Source organism: Streptomyces sp. NPDC023541, assembly GCF_055559995.1.
In genome coordinates, this window is sequence record NZ_JBVHJO010000001.1 from 47,340 (window position 1) to 66,486 (window position 19,147).

The 19,147-nt window shown below is 72.1% G+C and carries 16 protein-coding genes and 1 pseudogene; 1 reads left to right on the forward strand and 16 read right to left on the reverse strand.

Annotation, left to right across the window (positions count from 1 at the left end; genetic code table 11):
• Window positions 1–5: 5 nt before the first annotated feature.
• From ACZ3X1_RS00235 to ACZ3X1_RS00290, 12 genes are all read right to left on the reverse strand, one after another.
• Entirely contained in the window at window positions 6–668 is a 663-nt protein-coding gene (locus tag ACZ3X1_RS00235; protein ID WP_467275215.1) for a CE1759 family FMN reductase, read from the reverse strand.
• Window positions 665–1,780, reverse strand: coding sequence for an LLM class flavin-dependent oxidoreductase (locus tag ACZ3X1_RS00240; protein WP_467275217.1), 1,116 nt, complete (start codon window positions 1,778–1,780; stop codon window positions 665–667). The genes ACZ3X1_RS00235 and ACZ3X1_RS00240 overlap by 4 nt, the downstream gene beginning before the upstream one ends.
• 150 nt (window positions 1,781–1,930) lie before the next feature.
• On the reverse strand, window positions 1,931–2,635 hold the full coding sequence (locus tag ACZ3X1_RS00245) for a hypothetical protein (RefSeq protein WP_362629287.1): 705 nt from the start codon (window positions 2,633–2,635) through the stop codon (window positions 1,931–1,933).
• A gap of 118 nt (window positions 2,636–2,753) precedes the next feature.
• The gene (locus ACZ3X1_RS00250; RefSeq protein WP_356815591.1) at window positions 2,754–3,359 is read right to left on the reverse strand and encodes a hypothetical protein; all 606 of its coding nucleotides are present in this window, start codon (window positions 3,357–3,359) and stop codon (window positions 2,754–2,756) included.
• A 422-nt stretch (window positions 3,360–3,781) separates the two neighbouring features.
• The gene (locus ACZ3X1_RS00255; protein WP_467275220.1) at window positions 3,782–4,768 is read right to left on the reverse strand and encodes an ABC transporter substrate-binding protein; all 987 of its coding nucleotides are present in this window, start codon (window positions 4,766–4,768) and stop codon (window positions 3,782–3,784) included.
• 1 nt (window position 4,769) lies between these two features.
• Window positions 4,770–6,656 (reverse strand): ABC transporter permease subunit, encoded by a 1,887-nt coding sequence (locus ACZ3X1_RS00260; RefSeq protein ID WP_467276249.1) that lies wholly within the window; start codon window positions 6,654–6,656, stop codon window positions 4,770–4,772.
• A gap of 256 nt (window positions 6,657–6,912) precedes the next feature.
• Window positions 6,913–8,010 carry a quaternary amine ABC transporter ATP-binding protein gene (locus tag ACZ3X1_RS00265; RefSeq protein ID WP_467275222.1) on the reverse strand — a complete coding sequence of 366 codons (1,098 nt, stop codon included), beginning with the start codon at window positions 8,008–8,010 and terminating at the stop codon, window positions 6,913–6,915.
• Complete coding sequence (locus ACZ3X1_RS00270) at window positions 8,007–9,623, reverse strand: GMC family oxidoreductase (RefSeq protein ID WP_356812633.1); 1,617 nt, start codon at window positions 9,621–9,623, stop codon at window positions 8,007–8,009. Before ACZ3X1_RS00270 ends, ACZ3X1_RS00265 begins: the two co-directional genes overlap by 4 nt.
• A gap of 14 nt (window positions 9,624–9,637) precedes the next feature.
• The gene (locus tag ACZ3X1_RS00275; RefSeq protein WP_390074534.1) at window positions 9,638–11,122 is read right to left on the reverse strand and encodes an aldehyde dehydrogenase family protein; all 1,485 of its coding nucleotides are present in this window, start codon (window positions 11,120–11,122) and stop codon (window positions 9,638–9,640) included.
• Between the two features lie 848 nt (window positions 11,123–11,970).
• Window positions 11,971–12,729, reverse strand: coding sequence for a hypothetical protein (locus tag ACZ3X1_RS00280; protein ID WP_467275226.1), 759 nt, complete (start codon window positions 12,727–12,729; stop codon window positions 11,971–11,973).
• Between the two features lie 453 nt (window positions 12,730–13,182).
• Window positions 13,183–14,631, reverse strand: a complete 1,449-nt coding sequence (locus ACZ3X1_RS00285; protein WP_467275228.1) for a SulP family inorganic anion transporter — start codon at window positions 14,629–14,631, stop codon at window positions 13,183–13,185.
• Between the two features lie 23 nt (window positions 14,632–14,654).
• Window positions 14,655–15,236 (reverse strand): carbonic anhydrase, encoded by a 582-nt coding sequence (locus ACZ3X1_RS00290; protein WP_467275230.1) that lies wholly within the window; start codon window positions 15,234–15,236, stop codon window positions 14,655–14,657.
• 818 nt (window positions 15,237–16,054) lie between these two features.
• Here ACZ3X1_RS00290 and ACZ3X1_RS00295 point away from each other — a divergent pair.
• Window positions 16,055–16,852, forward strand: a pseudogene (locus ACZ3X1_RS00295) (IS5 family transposase); the annotation flags it as partial.
• Between the two features lie 6 nt (window positions 16,853–16,858).
• Here ACZ3X1_RS00295 and ACZ3X1_RS00300 read toward each other — a convergent pair.
• The 4 genes from ACZ3X1_RS00300 to ACZ3X1_RS00315 form a co-directional block, all read right to left on the reverse strand.
• Window positions 16,859–17,431, reverse strand: a complete 573-nt coding sequence (locus ACZ3X1_RS00300; RefSeq protein ID WP_467275232.1) for an EF-Tu/IF-2/RF-3 family GTPase — start codon at window positions 17,429–17,431, stop codon at window positions 16,859–16,861.
• Window positions 17,432–17,728: 297 nt separating this feature from the next.
• Window positions 17,729–18,007 (reverse strand): WhiB family transcriptional regulator, encoded by a 279-nt coding sequence (locus ACZ3X1_RS00305; protein ID WP_356812639.1) that lies wholly within the window; start codon window positions 18,005–18,007, stop codon window positions 17,729–17,731.
• A 245-nt stretch (window positions 18,008–18,252) separates the two neighbouring features.
• Window positions 18,253–18,693 carry a hypothetical protein gene (locus ACZ3X1_RS00310; RefSeq protein ID WP_467275234.1) on the reverse strand — a complete coding sequence of 147 codons (441 nt, stop codon included), beginning with the start codon at window positions 18,691–18,693 and terminating at the stop codon, window positions 18,253–18,255.
• On the reverse strand, window positions 18,686–19,138 hold the full coding sequence (locus ACZ3X1_RS00315) for an Ohr family peroxiredoxin (RefSeq protein ID WP_467275236.1): 453 nt from the start codon (window positions 19,136–19,138) through the stop codon (window positions 18,686–18,688). The genes ACZ3X1_RS00310 and ACZ3X1_RS00315 overlap by 8 nt, the downstream gene beginning before the upstream one ends.
• Window positions 19,139–19,147: the final 9 nt, after the last annotated feature.

A 19,147-nucleotide genomic window follows, 5' to 3' on the forward strand; every position in this document is an offset into this window, starting at 1 on the left:
AGCGGTTACGGGACCCGCAGCGCTGCCAGCCGCTGTTCCAACGGCACCGTCACGAACCCGTCCGCCGGGTCCACGGACGTGATCGCCCCGGTCAGCGAACGGGGTGCGATCGCGGCGGCGGTGTCGACGCCGGGGGCGGCGCCCGGTCCGGGGACCGCGGCGGGCGTCGTGAAGCGTGCCAGCTCGGCGCCCGCCCGGGCGATCCGCTGCGCCAGTCCCTCCTCGCCCCAGTCCTCCGAGGCCGCGTACACGGCGGTCGGCAGGACGAGCGCGCGCAGGTGGGTGAAGAGCGGGCGCAGTGCGTGCTCGGTGACCAGGGAGTGCCGGGCCGTGCCGCCGGTCGCGCCGAGGAGTACCGGCTTACCGGTGAGGGAGTCCTTGTCGATGAGGTCGAAGAAGGACTTGAACAGGCCGCTGTACGAACCGGCGAACACCGGTGTCACGGCGATCAGGCCGTGCGCGGCGGCCACCGCGTCGAGCGCGGAGGCCAGCCGGGCGGGCGGGAAGCCGGTGACGAAGTGCTGGGCGATCTCGGTCGCCAGCTCCCTCAGCTCGATGACTTCGGTTGCGGCGTCCACGTGTTCCAGGGTGGCGGCCGCGAGGCGGTCGGCGAGCAGACGTGTGGAGGAGGGCGAGCTCAGTCCCGCCGATACGACGACGATCTTCATGCTTGCGTCTCCTCCTGAGGCGTCTGCCGGGCCGCGGTCGCGGCGGCGGCCGCGACCCGGGCGGCGTGGGTCGGCGCGTCGGGCACGCCGGCCGCGCGCAGGTTCGCGAACTCCTTGCGCAGCACCGGTACGACCTCTTCGCCGAGCAGGTCGAGCTGCTCCAGGACGGTCTTCAGGGGCAGGCCCGCGTGGTCCATCAGGAACAGCTGGCGCTGGTAGTCGCCCGCGTAGTCCCGGAAGGACAGGGTCCGCTCGATGACCTGCTGGGGCGAGCCGACGGTCAGCGGCGTCTGGGAGGTGAACTCCTCCAGCGACGGGCCGTGGCCGTAGACCGGCGCGTTGTCGAAGTACGGGCGGAACTCGCGCACCGCGTCCTGCGAGTTCCTGCGCATGAACACCTGGCCGCCGAGACCGACGATGGCCTGCTCGGGGGTGCCGTGTCCGTAGTGGGCGTAGCGCTGCCGGTAGAGGTTCACCATCTGCTCGGTGTGGGAGGCCGGCCAGAAGATGTTGTTGTGGAAGAAGCCGTCGCCGTAGTACGCGGCCTGCTCGGCGATCTCCGGTGACCGGATGGAGCCGTGCCATACGAATGGGGCGACGCCGTCGAGGGGGCGGGGGGTGGAGGTGAAGGACTGCAGCGGTGTGCGGAACTTGCCCTTCCAGGTGACGACTTCCTCGTCCCAGAGGCGGCGCAGGAGGGCGTAGTTCTCGACGGCGAGGTCGATGCCGTCGCGGATGTCCTTGCCGAACCAGGGGTAGACCGGTCCGGTGTTGCCGCGGCCCGTCATCACGTCGACGCGGCCGTCCGCGACGTGCTGGAGCATCGCGAAGTCCTCGGCGATCTTCACCGGGTCGTTCGTGGTGATCAGTGTGGTCGAGGTCGACAGGATGAGGTTCTCGGTGCGTGCGGCGATGTAGCCGAGCATGGTCGTCGGCGAGGAGGGGACGAAGGGCGGGTTGTGGTGCTCGCCGGTGGCGAAGACGTCGAGGCCGACCTCCTCGGCCTTCTGCGCGATGGCGAGCATCGCCTTGATGCGTTCGTGCTCGCTGGGCACGCGTCCGGTCGTCGGATCGGCCGTGACGTCACCGACGGTGAAGATTCCGAACTGCATGGCTCCCCTTCCCGAGGTCGTTTATGATTCAACTATATCGGGAACGAGGGGCGCGCCCGCGGTATTCCCGCAGGCGCAGGGGTGGGGGTGCCGCGGCCGGCGGAACGGTCGGGGCGGCGGTCCGGGCGCCGACGACTGGACCGAGGACGGTCAGGCGGAAGCGTTCCAGGCGGTGGTGAGCCCGTCCAGCCACGCGGGCGGCAGCTCCACGGCGTCCCACTCCTCGCGCAGCTCCCGCGGTGCGGCGGCGAGCCGCTCCAGCACGGCGATGCTCGTGGCGGAGTGCAGGAGCGAATAGCGGCCGTGCATCGTGATGGCACTGTCCGGGCCGTACCCGGCGAACATCCGCTCCAGCCGGGCCCGGTGGTCCGCGGCGAACCCCGTCAGCCGCCCGGCGTATCCGGCCCGCTGCCGGGGGCTCATGGTGCCGAGGACGGCGGCGAGGACCTCGTCCGTCACCTCCGGATCCAGCTCCGACGCCGCGGTGAACGACAGGAACAGGGGCGTGACCGCCACCCGTGCCCGCTCCACCTCCATGCGCCTGGCGCGGGGCCGCTCCCCCGCCTGGCCCTGCTCGCCTTCCACGCCGACGGCCCGTACCAGGGTCCGCTCGGCGACGGCGCCGAGCTGCTCCAGTACGTCCCGGGCGCCGGCCCCCTCCTCCCCCGGCGCCCTGCGGGCTGCGCTCAGCTCCTCGTGTGCGAGGGCCAGGGCGCCCGCTTCCAGGAGCCCGATCAGTTGCCGCGCATCATCGGACGGGACCCCCGCCCGCGCAAGGAGCTGCAGCAGTGTCGCCCTCGCGTTCTCGACGCTTACCTCGTCCGGCCACTGCCGCCCCCCGTCGGCCACGCTCATCAGATCCTCCTCATCACAGCGATCAAGGGCACCGTAGGCCCTTGATCCTTCCAGACCTCCGCCGGCGCCGCCGACCGATGTGGGGGCGGCCGGGCCGGGCCGGGGCCGGCTCCGGCCGTCAGGGCCGCAGGCCGGCTCGCCCGAGGGCGATCTCGGACAGGGCGGAGATGGCCTGCGGGTCGCCGCGGCGCCAGGCGTCCGCGAGGCCGCCGGGCGGGGCGGGGATCGCGCAGAGGTCGCCCGGGGGGCCGGTGAGGGCGCGCAGGGCGAGCAGGTCGGCGCCGCCGGGAGTGGTGAGCAGGCTCCGGATGGTGGCGCTGCGACGGATCCAGCGCAGGCGGAGGGGCAGCCACAGCAGGAGCACGCAGGCCACGGGGACGACGATCAGTGCGAGCGTGACCAGGAAGGCCACCTGGCCGACGGTGTCCTGGAGCGACTGTCCGGCGTCGGCGAGCCCGGTCCCGGCGTCGGCAGCGGACCGGAACGGCGTCTTCAGGAGGTCGCCGACGAGCGGTACCCGTGAGGCCGTCTCCCCTGCGTCGACGAGGGCGGCGGCCAGGCTGTCGCCGGCACTCTCCACCTTCCGCCCGGGCTCGGCCAACTGCATGATCGCGTCGTGGACGGCCAGGGCGAACGCCACCGCGGCGGCGATCAGGAGCACCGCGGTCAGGTCCGCGAGGATCTGGCGGTTCCGCCGCGCGGGGGTCTGGGCGTAGAGAAGCAACGGCCGCTCCTGTTCCGGTCATGGCATCGGGAAGACCGGCCCGGCCGGCGACGCGACCCGGCCGGTCACCCGACCGTACGCCGCCCCCGCCCCTCACCCGTGCGCCCACGGGCCGGGCCCACGAGACGATGCCGGATTGGCGCAGCCGACCCGCCTGCGGCGCGCACCAGCGGAGCAGGCGCTCACCAGCGGAGCAGAGCGCTCAGCAGCGGAGCGGAGCGCTCAGCAGCGGAGCGGAGCGCTCAGCTCACCACGTACGCGGCCGGGCAGTGTGTCGGCCCGCAGGCGCAGCTCGGCCGTCAGGGCGCCGCGGATCCAGCCGCCGACGTCTGCCGTGGCTCCCTCTCAGCGTTCAGGTGGACAGCCTCGCACCGCCCACCGCGTGCCCTCCCCTGCGGGGGAGGGCACGCGGTGGGCGGCCGTCAGGTCAGCCAGGGCTTCCAGACGGGCTCGTTGCGTTCCACCCACTTCTTCGCCGCCTGCTCCGGGGACAGCTTCTCCTCGGCGATCATCAGGGAGACCTCGTTCTGCTGGGCCTTCGTCCAGTGGAACTTCTTCAGGAACTCGGCCGCATCTCCGCCCGACCGGGCGAAGCTCGTGTTGAGGTACTTCTGCAGCGGTGTGTGCGGGTAGGCGCAGGCCACCTTCTCCGGGTCGTCCGCGCAGCCCTCGGTGTACTCCGGCAGCTTCACCTCGGTCATCGGGACGCGCTCGAAGAGCCACTGCGGCTCGTACCAGTACGTCAGGAACGGCTTCTTCTCCTTGGCGAACTGCTTGATCTGGGTGATCTGGGCGGCCTCGGAGCCGGCGAAGACCACTTCGTAGTCCAGGCCCAGGTTCTTCACCAGCGCCTTGTCGTTCGTGATGTAGGACGGGGAGCCGTCCATCAGCTGGCCCTTGCCGCGGCTCTCCGGTGTGCGCAGCCGGTCGGCGTACTTGTCGAGGTTCTTCCAGTCGGTGACGTCGGGATGCGCCTCGGCGAAGTACGTGGGGACGAACCAGCCGATGTGGCCCGTCACCCCCAGGTCTCCGCCGCGGGTGATGGTCTTCTTGCCCTCGACGTACCGCTTCTCCTGTTCGGGGTGTCCCCAGTCCTCCAGGATCGCGTCGACGCGCCCCTGGCTGAGGGCGTCCCACGCGGGCACCTCGTCGACCTGGACGGTGTCCACGCGGTAGCCCAGCTCGTGTTCGAGCAGATAGGAGGCGACGGCGGTGTTCGCCTGGGCGCCGACCCACGACTGGACGGAGAGGGTGACGGTCTTCGCGCCCTCGGCCGCGGCGTACGGGGAGGACTGGCGGGTCATGTCGGCGGCCCCGCAGCCGGTGAGGACGGCGAGTCCGGTGGCGGCGGCGAGGACGGCCGCGCCGCGCGGGCGGCGCAGGGTGCGCCGGTGGTTCGTGCCGCGCATGTCAGGCCTCCTTCGCGGGCTGGGTGACACGGTCGAGGAGCAGGCCGAGGCAGACGATCGCGGCGCCGGCCACCAGGCCGGTGGCGAGGTCGCCCTGCGCGAGGCCGAGGACGACGTCGTAGCCGAGTGCGCCGCCGCCGACGAGGCCGCCGATGATGACGACGGCGAGGACCAGGACCACGGCCTGGTTGACGGCCAGCAGCAGGGCGGGCCGGGCGAGCGGCAGCTGGACCTGGCGCAGCAGCTGTGCGCGGGTCGCGCCGAGCGAGCGGGCGGATTCCACGACGGCCGGGTCCACCTCGCGCAGGCCCTGGACGGTGATCCGGACGACGGCGGGCAGCGCGTACACGACCGCGGCCGCGGCGGCCGGGGCGCGGCCGACGCCGAACAGCGCGACGACGGGGATGAGGTAGACGAACTGCGGCAGGGTCTGGCAGATGTCGAGGACGGGCCTCAGCATCCGCTCGGCCCGGGCGCTGCGGGCGGCTCCCAGGGCGATCGCGAAGCCGAGTACGAGCGTGACCGCCACGGCGGCCAGGACCTGGGACAGGGTGTCCAGGGAGGCTTCCCACACTCCGAGCACCCCGACGGCGCCGAGGGCGAGGACCGCGGTGAGGGCGGTGCGCCAAGTGCCGGCGAGCAGGGCGAGCGCGCAGGCCACGAGCAGGAGCAGCCACCAGGGGGTGGCCTGGAGCCCGCCGCGCAGCGGGTCGAGGATCCAGCCGGTGAAGCGGGCGGCCCAGTCGGCGGTGCCGCCGACGACGGGTACGCCGGAGTAGAGGTGGTCGGTCATCCAGGCGACGGCGGAGTTCACCGGATCGGCCACGGAGACGGTCCAGGACTCGGGCCATACGGAGGTGCCGGCCATCCGGCCGACGACGGCGACGGCCACCGCTGCGAGGAGGGTGAGCAGGCGTCCGTACCAGCCGGAGAACACCCGCCGCAGCAGGTGCTGTTCGCCGAGGGGTACGGGGTCGGCGCCGAGCCGCCAGCCCGCGGCGTCGGCGGTGCGGTCCAGGACCACGGCCAGCAGCACGATCGGGATGCCGGCGGCGAGGGCGGCGCCGACGTCCACGGAGGCGAGGGCCTGGTAGACGCGGTCGCCCAGGCCGCCCGCGCCGATCACGGAGGCGATGACGGCCATGGACAGGCCGGTCATGATGGCCTGGTTGACGCCGAGCAGGAGCTGGCGGCGCGCGAGCGGAAGCCGGGCGGTGAGCAGCCGCTGGCGGCCGGTGGCGCCGAGCGAGGCGGCGGCTTCCATGACGCCCGCGTCGGCCTCGCGCAGGCCGAGGGCGGCGAGGCGGGCCATGGGCGGGGCGGCGTATACCACGGTGGCGAGGACGGCGGCGGGCACGCCGATGCCGAAGACCAGGACCATCGGCAGCAGGTAGGCGAAGGCAGGCAGGATCTGCATGGTGTCGAGTACGGGGCGCAGTACGCGGTCGGCGCGCGGGGACAGCCCCGCGGCGAGGCCCAGCAGGGTGCCGAGTACGACGGAGGCGGCCACGGCGACGACCATCAGCGCGAGGGTCTGCATGGTCGGCACCCACATGCCGAGCAGTCCGCAGGCCGCGAAGGCGGCCGCGCAGGTCGCGGCGAGCCGGATGCCGGCGAGGCGCCAGGCGACCAGGGCGGCCAGGGCGGTGACTCCGGTCCAGCCGGCGGCGAGGAGGAGCACGTACACGGCGCGGACGGACACCACGACGGCGTTGCTGACATGGCCGAAGAAGTAGAGGAACAGGGGGTGGCTGTCACGGTGGTCGATGATCCACTCGCCGGCGCGGCCGAGCGGGCCGGAAAGGTCCACGGCGAGTGCCGCGGGCCAGCTGCCCGCGGCCGGGAAGGCCATGGCGAGGGGGATCAACAGGGCGACGGCGACGCCCATGGGGAGGAGGAACGCGCGGCCCGCGGCCAGGCCGCGCAGGCCTCTGCGGGGGCGGTCCTGAGCAGCGGGCGCGGTGTGGGAGGGCGCCGGGCCGCCGGGCCGGTCGGTGGCCTGCGGGGCTCCCTCGGGGGCGGCGGCGCGGGAGCCCGGAACGCGGGCCGGGGTGTGCGTTGTCGTGTGGGCCGCAGTCGCGGTCATGCGGACCACCTCCGTGTGTGAGGGACGGGGACGGGGACCGCGGGACGGGCGGGACAGGTCACGCCGCCACCCCCCGTCCGGTGGGAGCCGGGAGCCCGGCGACCACGGCGAGGAGCCCGGCGTCGTCGACGACGCCCAGGCAGCGGCCGCCGTCGACGACGCGGGCCGGTCCGCCGCTGACGGCGACGGCCTGGATGGCCTCGACGACGGTGGTGGCGGGGGCCAGCGCGGGACCCTGTTCGGCCTCGCCGGCGGTGGCGGGGCGCATCGCGGTGCGGACGGTGAGCACCTGTTCGCGCGGGACGTCGCGGACGAAGTCCCGTACGTAGTCGTCGGCCGGGGACCCGACGATCTCCTCGGGCGTGCCCAGCTGGACGATGCGGCCGTCGCGCATCAGCGCGATCCGGTCCCCCAGGCGCAGGGCCTCGGCCAGGTCGTGGGTGATGAAGACCATGGTGCGGCCCTCCTCGTGGTGGAGCCTGGCGACCTCCTCCTGCATCTCGCGCCGGATGAGGGGGTCGAGCGCACTGAACGGCTCGTCGAACAGGAGCACTTCGGGGTCGGCGGCGAGGGCGCGGGCCAGGCCGACGCGCTGCTGCTGGCCGCCCGAGAGCTGGCCGGGGCGCCGGTGCTCCAGTCCGTCCAGGCCGACCTTGGCGACGAGTTCGGCGGCCTTGTCCCGGCGGTCGCCGCGGCCGACGCCCTGGATCTCCAGTCCGTACGCAACGTTGTCGAGGACGGTGCGGTGCGGGAGCAGGCCGAAGTGCTGGAAGACCATCGCGGCCCGGTGGCGGCGCAGGGCGCGCAGCCGGGTGGCGTCCATGGCCAGGACGTCCTCGCCGTCGATGGCCAGGCTTCCGGCGGTCGGCTCGATCAGCCGGGTGAGGCAGCGTACGAGGGTGGACTTGCCGGATCCCGAGAGACCCATCACGACGAAGACCTCACCCTTGCGGACGTCGAAGGTGACGTCGCGGACGGCCGCGGTGCAGCCGGTTCGCTCGCGCAGTTCCGCGGCGGACAGGTCGGCGTCGGCGGAGCCGGGGACCTTCGCGGCGGCCTTGTCGGGGCCGAAGACCTTCCAGAGGCCGTCCACGGAGAAGACGGACGTCGCGGCGGGATCGGCGGGCGCAGGGGCGGTGGCGGGGGTGGTGTTCATCGGGCACCACCGTCCCGGGTGAGGAGTTCGGCTGCCTTTTCGCCGACCATGAGCACTCCGATCATCGGGTTGACAGCGGGGATCGTCGGGAAGACGGATGCGTCGGCGATGCGTATGCCTTCGAGTCCGCGGATCTTCAGGTCCGGGCCGACGACGGCCCCGGGGTCGTCGGCGGCGCCCATCCGGCAGGTGCCGGCCGGGTGGTAGACGGTGTGCGCGACGGAACGGGCGTAGGCGCTCAGCTCCTCGTCGCCGGTGATCTCCGGGCCGGGACAGACCTCGCGCCCGAGCCAGCCGGCGAGCGGCTCGGTCGCGGCGATCTTGCGGGCGAGCTTGATTCCGTCCACCAGGGTCCGGCCGTCGTAGTCGTCCTCGTCCGTGAAGTAGCGGAAGTCCAGGGCCGGCTTGACCTCGGGGTCGGCACTGGTCAGGTAGAGGCGGCCGCGGCTGCGCGGCTTGGGGATGTTGGGGGTCATCGACACCCCGTGCGCGGGGCGTTCGTAGCCGAGGCGCTCGGGATTGTCGGTGAAGGGGACCTGGTAGAAGTGGAACATCAGGTCGGGCCCCGCGGATTCGGGGTCGCGCCGGACGAAGAGGCCCGCGTCGCTGTCCATCGCGGAGTTCTCAGGTATCGGGCCGTCGGTCTCCCAGACGATCACCGACTCGGGGTGGTCGAGCAGGTTCTCCCCGACGCCGGGCAGGTCGTGCACCGGCGGGATGCCGAGGGCTTCCAGGTCCGCGCGCGGGCCGATGCCCGAGTGCAGCAGGAGCCGCGGGGTGTCCACGGCGCCGGCGCACACGATCACCTCGCGGCGTGCGGTGAGGAGGGACTCCGTGCCGTCCGCGGCGCGTACGCGGACTCCGCGCGCCCGGGTGCCGTCGAGTTCGAGGCGGTGGGCCCATGTCTCCAGGAGGATCCGGAGGTTGGGGCGTTCGTCCATGACGGGGTGGAGGTAGGCCACCGACGCGGAGGAGCGTTTGTTGTCCTCGGGGTGGTAGGCGAGGTCGAAGAAGCCGGCGCCCTCGTGGAAGGGCTTGCGGTTGAAGCCCTCGACGCGCGGGACGCCCAGGGCGTTCTGCGCGGCGTCGACGAAGTCGCGCGCGATGGCGTTGCGGTCCTTCTCGGCCACCGGGACGATGTTGTTGAGGAGCTTGTCGAAATAGGGCTCCATGGCGGCCGCGTGCCAGCCCTCGGCCCCCGCCGCCTCCCACTCGTCCCAGTCGGAGGGCAACGGCTTGAAGGAGATCAGGGTGTTGTGCGAGGAGCAGCCGCCGAGGACGCGGGCGCGGCTGTGGCGGATGTGCGAATTGCCGCGGGGCTGCTCGGTGGTGGGGTAGTCGTAGTCGAGTTCGCCGCCGAGCAGGCCCATCCAGCGGCGCAGGGTGAGCACGTCGGGGCGGTCGACGTCGCTGGGGCCGCCCTCGATGACGGCGACGGTGACGTCCGGGTCCTCGGTCAGGCGGGAGGCGATCACCGAGCCGGCGGTGCCGCCGCCGACGACGACGTAGTCGTACCGGTACTCGTGCACGGACTCGGGCTCGTGCGCGGACTCGTCTTCGTGTACCGACTCGTGTGGGTCCGCGGGCGTGGGGATGTGCGTGGGGGTGGTCATGCTCTGCTCCTCCTTCAGCCCGCGAACCAACGCACCGGGCGCGGGGCGAGGTTCTGGTACACGTGCTTGGTCTCGCGGTACTCGGCCAGGCCCGACGGGCCGAGTTCGCGCCCGGTGCCGGACTTGCCGAAGCCGCCCCACTCCGCTTGCGGGAGGTAGGGGTGGAAGTCGTTGATCCAGACGGTGCCGTGGCGCAGCCGGCCCGCCACGCGGCGGCCGCGTCCGGCGTCGGAGGTCCACACGGCGCCGGCGAGGCCGTACTCGGTGTCGTTGGCGAGGGCGACGGCCTCGGCCTCGGTGCGGAAGGTCTCGACGGTCAGGACGGGCCCGAAGACCTCTTCCCGGACGACGCGCATCCCCCGGTGGCAGCCGTCCAGCACGGTCGGGCGGTAGAAGTAGCCGGGTCCGTCGGGCCGTTCGCCGCCGGAGCGCAGTACGGCTCCCTCGGCGAGGGCGGAGGCCACGTACTCCTCGGTGCGTTCGCGCTGCGCGGCGGACACCAGCGGCCCGCACTCCACGCCCGGGTCGGTGCCGCGACCGAGGCGGATCCGGTCCGCCCGGCGGGCGAGTTCGGCGACGAAGCGCTCGGCGGCGCTCTCCTCGACGATGAGCCGGGAGCCCGCGGAGCAGACCTGGCCGCTGTGCATGAAGGCGGCGTTGAGCGCCTGGTCGACGGCGGTGTCGAAGCCTTCCCGGGTGGCGCAGGCGTCGGCGAAGACGACGTTGGGGTTCTTGCCGCCGAGTTCGAGGGCGACCTTCTTGACGGAGTCGGCGGCCGCGCGCATCACCTTCGTACCGCTGGTGAGACCGCCGGTGAAGGAGACGAGGTCGACGTCGGGGTGGGCGGCGAGGCGCGCGCCGACGGGGTCGCCGGCACCGGTGACCAGGTTCGCCACGCCGGGCGGGAGACCGGCCTCCACCAGCAGACCGATGAGGGCGGCCGTGGACAGCGGGGTGATCTCGCTGGGCTTGATCACGAAGGTGTTGCCGGCGGCGAGGGCGGGGGCGATCTTCCAGGAGGCCTGCAGGAGCGGGTAGTTCCAGGGTGTGATCAGGGCGCAGACCCCGACCGGTTCGTGGACGACGACGCTGTGGACGTCGGGGGTGCCGGCATCGATCACGCGGCCCGCGCTCTCGCCGGAGACGAGGTCGGCGAAGTAGAGGAAGGCGTCGGCGACGCAGTCCACGTCCACGCGGCCCTCTTCCAGCGTCTTGCCCGCGTCGCGACTCTCCAGCAGCGCGAGGCGTTCGCGGTCGCGGTGCAGCAGGACGGCGGCGCGGCGCAGCAGTGCGGCCCGCTCCAGCACGGGGGTCTGCGGCCACTGCCCGCCGTCGAAGGCCGCGCGGGCGGCGCTGACGGCCGCGTCGGTGTCCGCGGTGCCGCCCTCTGCGACCACGGCGAGGACCGTGGCGTCCGCCGGGTCGAGGATCTCTCGCGTGGCTCCTGATATCGCGGAACGCCAGGTCCCGGCGATGTGGATGGTCGTCTGCTCGGACACGACGCGCTGTACCTCCGATTCGGGCACCGCGGTGTACCCGCGGTGGTGGTGCTCGGGCGCGCTTGCCCCGGTCCACGCAAGACATGTCCCATCCGTCACTGGAAGTGACGGGAGTCACTCTCCGTCGCACCGCAAGGAGTTGGGGTATATACGAACAATTCGGACATCGATGGGCGTGCCGGGCCGCCCGGGAACCGCAGGGCGGGGCGTGACGACGGGCGGGCCTCCGACTGCAGCGGCCCGCCCGGGCCGGGGGCGCGGGCCTGGGCGGAGCGGCAACGCGCGGCGGCGGAACGGCGGCGGAACGGGCGCGGAGCGCGGTCAGGACTGCGTACGTGACAGGTGTGCGGGCGGTCGTGCGGCCGCGCGACGGTGCGAGGTAGGCGCTGGCCGTGATGGAGTGGGTGCACAGCACCTTGTACGCCTCGGGGTCCGAGCGCCGTTCCGGGAGTGCGACGCGAACACCGCGGCGGGCCAGCAGGATCGCCGCGGCGCGGCCGGCGAGGCTGGCTCCGCTGATGACGACGTCGTAGGCGAGTTCACTTGCGTGGTCGTCGCCGTGTCCGTTCTCGCATCCGTGTCCGGCGCTCTCAGGCCTGGTCATGTACCGACCGCTCCCTTCGGGGCGTGGTGCCGTTCGCGGGAGTGTGGAGCGCGCCTCACTGTCAGGCACATGACGAATTATGCAGAGCGTCGAGGCCGGAGGTCGCGCCCGTGCGCATGTCGACCAGGCGGTAGCGGTACCGCTCCCCCTCTCGGCGTCGTACACGACCCACTGCCCCCGCCACACGCCGCGCCATCGCGTCCGGCCGGCGGACCCACACGGTGCGGCCGTCCAGGGCCGAGCCTCAGACCGACTCCGTCCGCAGGGAGGAGAAGACCCCGCCCAGCACGTCGCGCTGCGGTCGGGGCGCGCCTTCGGAGAATGCCGCCCGGGCGCGGTCGACGTCGTCGCGCCGGAAGGGGCGGGGCTCCTGCGGGGCCAGCCTGATGACCAGGGGACGGGCTCCCGCGCGCTCGTACGCGGCGAGCTTGTGGTGCCCGTCGAGGAGATGGCCGACGGAGCTTTCGGCGGTGGGGAACAGCGCGACCAGGGCCGGAAGGCCGCCGCCGGCACGGATGCGGTCGCCGTAGCCGCGCACCGCCCTGTGGTCGCGGGGCGGCCAAGCGTCGGTGGTCACCAGGGCGAGTTCCTCGTCGGCGTACCAGCTCTGGACCCGGCGGGCACGCGGATGGACCACTCGTAGGTGGTGCGGAGCGAGCGCGGCCGTCATCACGTACCGCCCCGGGGCGAGGAGTGACAGCAGCGGGCGCAGACATTGCGGATCCGGTGGCTCGGCGTGACCGTTCCGCGGATCGGGCACGAGGCCGGGGGCGCCGAGCCACTCGGTGAGGTACTTGACCTCCGACAGCCCGGGCCCGCCCGGGCCCGCGCGGGCCGCCAGCCAGCCCAGGCTGCCGCAGCCGTCGTTGGCCTCCAGGACCGCCGGATCGCCGGCGAGCAGGAGCAGGCTGCCGCTTTCGTCGCCGATCACCTCGATGACGCCGTGCCCGTCGGGCATGTCGAAGCACACGGAGCGGGAAGGCGGAGGCAGCCGTCTGATCATCCGCCGATCGTATGGCCGCGCGCGGTGGGGCCTTGACCGTGTACCCGTGGCCGGCCCAGGGAACGTCGTCACAGCAGCGACGCCGCCCGTGGGCCGACCGGACGGGACTGTGGCGAAACGGCTGAGTGATCCGGTTGTGGGCTCCGAGGCCGATGACCCCTCGGCCTACGCCATGCTGGCGTGGATGCGGGAGCGCGCCGGAGGCCAGGAGAGCGCAGTGCGCTTGGCCCGACTCGCGGCAGCCTCCGGATACCGAGACGCCCTGCGAGAGATGCCGGAGTCCCAGGCACGGGCCGGGACACCTGGAGGGACTGCGCGGTGAGGCCGGCCCGCTTGGCTGGGGTCGACCAGCGCGATGCCAGCCGGTCGACGCTGCTGCGGGCCTCCCCGACCACGGCGGGATCGCGGCGGGCGGCGGCGCGCGTGCGGCGCCGCGGCCCACACAGGGTGCGGCTACGGCGCGGTGACCCGCACCGGCTCCGTGTCTGCCGCGCTGTGCCGCTCGGCCCAGTTCTCCAGGGCCGTGCGGCAGGCGTGGTCGACGTGGTGCAGCCCCGAGAGGTCCAGCTCCACGGGGCGGTCCTGCGGCAGGGCCTCGAGACTGTCGAGGATCTTCGGCAGCCGCAGGAACGTCGCGTTGCCCGCCAGATACACGCGGACCGGGCCGGCGCCCTTGTCGATCACCTCCAGCTTGACGTGCGAGGCCTGCCAGGCGGTCTTGGCGACCGACAGGGCCAGACCGATCAGCACGCCCTCGAACATGTTGACGGCGACGATCGCCACGGCCGTGACCACCAGGATCAGCGCTTCACCGCGGTACGCCGTCCACAGCAGCACTACCTGCCGGAACGGAATCAGCTTCCAACCCGCGTGCACGAGGATGCCGGCGAGCGCGGGCAGCGGGATCAGCTCCAGGACGGACGGCAGGAGCGCCGCGAACAGCAGCAGCCACACGCCGTGCAGCACCCGGGAGGCCTTTGTCTTCGCGCCCGCCTGGACGTTGGCCGAGCTGCGCACGATCACGGCGGTCATCGGCAGCGCGCCGAGCAGCCCGCACACGGTGTTGCCGGCGCCCTGCGCCATGAGCTCCTTGTCATACTCGGTGCGCGGCCCGTCGTGCAGCCGGTCCACGGCTGCTGCGCTGAAGAGGCTTTCGGCGGAGGCGATCAACGTGAACGCCAGGACGGTGCCGAGGACCGCGGGCTGGGCCAGCTGGCCGAAGGCGTCGGCCCCCGGCGGCTGGATCGCGCCGAGCAGCCCCTGCACCTCCACCGTGGCGACCGGCAGCCCGAACGCCAGCGAGGCCAGCGTGGCAAGCAGCACCGCCGCGAGCGCGCCCGGCACCGCCCGGGCCCGTTTCGGCATGCGCTTCCACAGCACCATCACCGCGATGGTGGCCGCGCCCACTCCGAGCGAGGCCAGGGCCTCGGTGCTGCCGACCGCACGGACGAGGGCCTCCGGCAGCCCCGCGATCTTGTCGATGCCGGACGCCGGCGCCTTCAGGCCCGCCGCCGCGTACAGCTGGCCCGCGATGATCACGAGCCCGATGCCGGCCAGCATGCCCTCGACCACCGACACCGAGATGGCCCGGAACCAGCGGCCCAGCCGGAGCGCGCCCATGAGGAGCTGGAGGAGCCCGGCGGCCAACACGATCACACCGAGCGCGGCCAGCCCGAACTGGCGGACTGCCTCGAAGACGAGCACGGTCAGACCCGCGGCCGGCCCGGACACCTGCAGGCTGCTGCCGGGCATCAGCCCCGCGACGATGCCGCCCACGATGCCGGTGACCAGGCCGAGTTCCGCCGGGACGCCGGAGGCGACGGCCACGCCGACGCACAGCGGCAGCGCGACAAGGAAGACGACGAGGGAGGCGGCAAAGTCACGCCTGAGATGGGGAGACATGATCACAGCGTTCACGGTGCCGCTCACAGAGCCTCGAAGGTGTCGGTTCCCGCGCGGTGTTCGAGTACGGACCCGGTGTGCACCTCGTAGTACCAGCCGCGTACCCGCAAAAACCCCTCGGCCAGCCCCTTCTCCACGCAGGGGTAGGAACGCAGACGCAGAAGTTGGGCGAGAACGTGGTGCTGCACGGACTCGGCGACCGCCGGGTCGTCCGGGTCGGCCGACACCGGCCGGCTCGCGGCGTACGCGAGCCAGTCCCGCACGGCCGGGACCGGGTCGAGGTCGTCGCCGCGGACCAGCGCGCCGACGGCCCCGCAGTGCGAGTGGCCGCAGACGACGATGTCCTGGACGCCGAGCACTTCCACGGCGTACTCGATGGTGGCGGCCTCGGAGGTGGGCCGCTCGGAGGCGTACGGCGGGACGATGTTGCCCGCGGTACGCAGCTCGAAGAGCTGACCGGGGGCAGCGCCGGTGATCAGGGCCGGTACGACCCGGGAGTCGGAACAGGTGATGAACAGGACCTCTGGTGACTGGCCTTCGGCGAGCTTGGCGAACTCCTCAGGGCGCTGTCCGAATGTGCGGGCGTTGTCGATGAGGGGCTGCATGCGTGGTCATTCCTCCTGGCGCGCCATGGCAGCGCGTCGGACGGGCAGGACAGAGGCAGGCGCTGCTTCGCTGTCAGCAGCGGAAGACCTGGAGCGCCGCCGGGACGTGGCGGGTCTGCGCGAGGGCCTGACGGCCCGTCGAGGCAGCGGTTCGCCGTGACCGGTGAGGGCGCGCGGCACCTACCCCGATGACTGGATTCCGGACTGGGCTCCGGCGGTGGCACATCGGGATCCGTGCGCGTGTGCGAACACCGCGACACCTGTCGGCACCAGGCGGCGAGCAGGGCGGCGGCGGGGACCGCGACCGCAGTCCCGGCTGTCGCACCTCGCAACATCGACCCCTCCAGCTGAAAAAGACATCTGTTGCACTCACCAAGAACCAGTCAACGGTTGGTCAAGAAACACGTTAACGCGGCAAAGTTGTTTGCGCGGTTAACGCAACGTGTCGGACGGAAGAGAGCCCGAAAGTGCGAGGTTCGTTGGCTCGAATCTGTCTGTCCCGGCTCGCAGCAGGTGGGCATCCGCTGTCTTGGGCGGCAGGGGAACGCTGCCTGGCCCACCGCGAAGACCAGCGGACGGGCAACCCGCATGTGATGGTCAGCCGGCAGACGAAGTCCAGCCGTGGGCCGGCGTCCACGGCCTGTGTCAGTCACGCCCTCGACGCCTGCGGCTTCCCACCCATGATCCGCGGCACTCGACTGCTCTACCTGGTCAACACCATGGACCCCAAGCTCGTCGCCGCCGCCTGCGGCATGGACCCGCAGGCCGCGCTGATCTATCTCGCCGACCGCGTCGATGGGGTCCGTCTGCCGGATCGGTGGAAGAGTCGTCGTGTGATCATCGACGGCATTTTCTTCCGGCAACGGACGGGCATCCCCTGGCGGGATTCGCCTGAGTGTTTCGGGAGTTGGAAGACCGTGCACGACAGGCACCGCCGCTGGTCGGCGGACGGCACGTGGGACGGGATACTGCAGGCCGTCTTGACCGTTGCTGATGCCGATGGCCGCATCGACTGGTCCATGGTGGGCGTGGATTCGACGGTGTGCCGTGCACATCAGCACGCGGCGGGCGCCCGCAAGGGGCCTCCACGGGTTCCGGGCAGACGGGCCCGCCCTGCCCATCATCGGGGAGACGAGGGGCTGGGCCGTTCCCGAGGAGGGCTGACCACGAAGATCCACTTGGCGGGCGAAGGCGGTCGGCGTCCGCTGGCCATCTTGGTCACACCCGGTCAGGCTGGCGACGGGCCCCAATTGATCCCTGTACTGGAGCGCATTCGCGTACCGCGCCCGGCCGGCGGCCATCCTCGCACTCGGCCCGACTACCTGAGCGGCGACAAGGCGTATGGCTCCCGCCGCAACCGACGTTACCTGCGTCGCCGACAGATCAAGCACACCATTCCCGAGCGCCGGGATCAGCGAGACCATCGACAGAAGCGTGGCAGCAAGGGCGGGAGACCTGCCGGGTTCGACCGGGCCAGTTACGCCCGCAGGAACGAGGTAGAACGAACGATTAATGACCTCAAGGGATCACGCGCCGTGACGACACGCTTCGACAAGCGCGTCTACGTCTTCCACGGCACGGTCACTGCCGCAACGATTCGGCTCTGGCTCCATTGACGAGGCTCAGTCGAGAAGGCGCATCACATGCCCGGAGCCAGCAGCCCGTCCGCGGTGCCGAAAAGCAAAGGACTGCCCTTCCTCCAGGGCAACAGGCCGTTCGAGCGTGATCGTCACGTCACCCCGGTGGAGCGGATGCAAGACATCCAATCCCCGGGTAAGCATCACGTCACCCGCTACAGCGGCAGTGCCGAAGTAGAAGCGGAGTCGCTCACCAGTGCGCACCTCAGCAGCAACGTGTTCCTCGGACAAGAGCGTGATGTCCGCAGCAAAACGGACGTGTCCACTGATTGAGCCAGGTGCCGCCAGCACCTGCCCCCGCTCCACCTCGCCGGCCGCCGTCCCACGTATCAACAGGCCCACGCTCATGCCTGCACTCGCCTCGTCGACATACCGACGAAAAGCTTCGATCTGTTCGACGCCGACGAGCGCGGTCCCACCGAAACCGACGATCTCCACCGCGTCGCCCTTACGAACCCGCCCGCGCTCGATCAGGCCGGTCAGTATGACCACCCCGCCCTGGTTCTGCCAGAAGATATCTCCGATATGCATCAGGAACGGCTTACCCGGTGCTTCCATCTGGGCTCCCTTCCCAACGACCAGCCATTAACGGACTGCCGAGGCTAACAGCGAACAGCGGCCACCCTGTGCCCGATCGGTGCTGCGTCCCATCGGACAGGCCCTAGTGATGGTTCGCGAACTTGAACGGCGTTGCCTGGAGCGCGGCGTGTTCTGTTCCCTCGACGACCTCAAGGCCGCCCTTGAGAACTGGATCAAGGTCTGGAACGACGAGGCCCGGCCCTTCGAAGGGACCCAGACCGCCGACCAGACCCTCGACCGCATCTGCCGCTACCGCTCACGCATCTCCGAACCAGATCACTGGGTGTGGGCCAACAGGAGGTGGCGCTCGTCCGGGGTGAGGCCGCCGCGCACACCGTGCAGGACCCGGTCGGCGAGGGCGTGGCGGCGGCACGGGAGGCGGACCGGGCAGCGTTGGCAGACGGCCTTGGCGGCCTCTTCGCGCTCCCGGGCGGCCTCGGCCCGCTCGTTCGCGCCCCGCTCGAAGACCTCCCGTTCCCCGGAGCGGCACGGTCCGTCGAGCGGCGCATCGTGTCGGGGGTCGAGGAGTACGTCCGTACGGGAGTTGTCGGTCACGCCCGGCTTCCTTCCGGCAGGGGCGGCCCTTCGTGACCGCCTGTTCCGCTCGTATCACCGGAACCCGCGGGTCCATGCGTGGTCGGGCCGATGCCGGCGGAATGCGCCGGGCCGACGCCAAGGGTGTCGACACCACCGGCGAACAGCCGCACGCCCCGTGAGGAGGCGGCACGCAGGTGTCGATACCAGGCCCGCAGGCCGGGGACCTGCGGTTTCTTTGTCGGTTGATGAGCGGCAGCCGGGTCTCACAGCCGCCAGTACGTCCCCGCCCGGGAATCGACGTGCACCACGTGCCGGCCGACGCGCACCACGTGGTGGTCGGGACCGGACCAGGAGCCGGTGACACCGTCCGCCCCGGGCAGCGGGGTCCAGATCTCCAGGAAGGTGCTGCCGTCGGGGTTGGTGCCCCGCTCGACGAGGTTCGCGCCGTCCCGGCGCAGTGTGCCGGTGTCGTCGCCCGGCTCGCCGGTGAGGTGGTGGAAGCGCACCTGGAAGCCGTCGAATGAGGTCGTACCGGCGAAGCCGCGGCTGTCGGCGTAGTACGACCCCGCCTGCAGCCACACCACTTGGGTGTCCCGGTCCTCGACGACCGGTCCGCCGTTGCGGCTGATGCCGCGCCGCAACCAGGCGCCGCGCTGGGGTGCCGGGACGCCCCGGACCTCGCCCGCCGGCTCCGGCTCAGGCACGGTCGTCGGTGGCCGGGTCGTCCACGGCCAGGAGCGTCAGCGGTACGTTGCCCCGTACCGCCTGCGAGTACGGGCAGACCGCGTCCGCCCGGTGCAGCAGCGGCTGGAGGTCCGCCGCCGGCCACCCCGGCAGGCTGACGGTGAGGACCACCGCGAGGCCGTAGCCCGCGGGTGTGTCCGTCGTACCGAGCTCCACTTCGCAGGCCACCCGCGCGGCGGAGGCGTCCGCCCCGAACTCGGCGGCGACTTCCGCGAACGCGGAGGTGAAGCAGGCCGCGAAGCCGGCCGCGAACAGCTGCTCGGGGTTGGTGGTGCCGGGCACCTTCTTGCGGGGCGGCGCGAGACGGACCTCCAGGCGCCCGTCGTCCGTGCGGACGGATCCGGTGCGTCCCCCGACGGCGTGCGCGGTCGTCCGGTACAGGCTGCGTGTGAGTGGCACGGTCATGGCGTTCGG

Coding starts and splice junctions, on each gene's coding strand:
- ACZ3X1_RS00240 (WP_467275217.1), bottom strand. CDS start 1,780: ATGCAGTTCGGAATCTTCACCGTCGGTGACGTCACGGCCGATCCGACG.
- ACZ3X1_RS00300 (WP_467275232.1), bottom strand. CDS start 17,431: ATGGAAGCACCGGGTAAGCCGTTCCTGATGCATATCGGAGATATCTTC.
- ACZ3X1_RS00290 (WP_467275230.1), bottom strand. CDS start 15,236: ATGCAGCCCCTCATCGACAACGCCCGCACATTCGGACAGCGCCCTGAG.
- ACZ3X1_RS00280 (WP_467275226.1), bottom strand. CDS start 12,729: ATGATCAGACGGCTGCCTCCGCCTTCCCGCTCCGTGTGCTTCGACATG.
- ACZ3X1_RS00265 (WP_467275222.1), bottom strand. CDS start 8,010: ATGAACACCACCCCCGCCACCGCCCCTGCGCCCGCCGATCCCGCCGCG.
- ACZ3X1_RS00270 (WP_356812633.1), bottom strand. CDS start 9,623: ATGACCACCCCCACGCACATCCCCACGCCCGCGGACCCACACGAGTCG.
- ACZ3X1_RS00315 (WP_467275236.1), bottom strand. CDS start 19,138: ATGACCGTGCCACTCACACGCAGCCTGTACCGGACGACCGCGCACGCC.
- ACZ3X1_RS00260 (WP_467276249.1), bottom strand. CDS start 6,656: ATGGGCGTCGCCGTCGCCCTGTTGATCCCCCTCGCCATGGCCTTCCCG.
- ACZ3X1_RS00255 (WP_467275220.1), bottom strand. CDS start 4,768: ATGCGCGGCACGAACCACCGGCGCACCCTGCGCCGCCCGCGCGGCGCG.
- ACZ3X1_RS00235 (WP_467275215.1), bottom strand. CDS start 668: ATGAAGATCGTCGTCGTATCGGCGGGACTGAGCTCGCCCTCCTCCACA.
- ACZ3X1_RS00245 (WP_362629287.1), bottom strand. CDS start 2,635: ATGAGCGTGGCCGACGGGGGGCGGCAGTGGCCGGACGAGGTAAGCGTC.
- ACZ3X1_RS00285 (WP_467275228.1), bottom strand. CDS start 14,631: ATGTCTCCCCATCTCAGGCGTGACTTTGCCGCCTCCCTCGTCGTCTTC.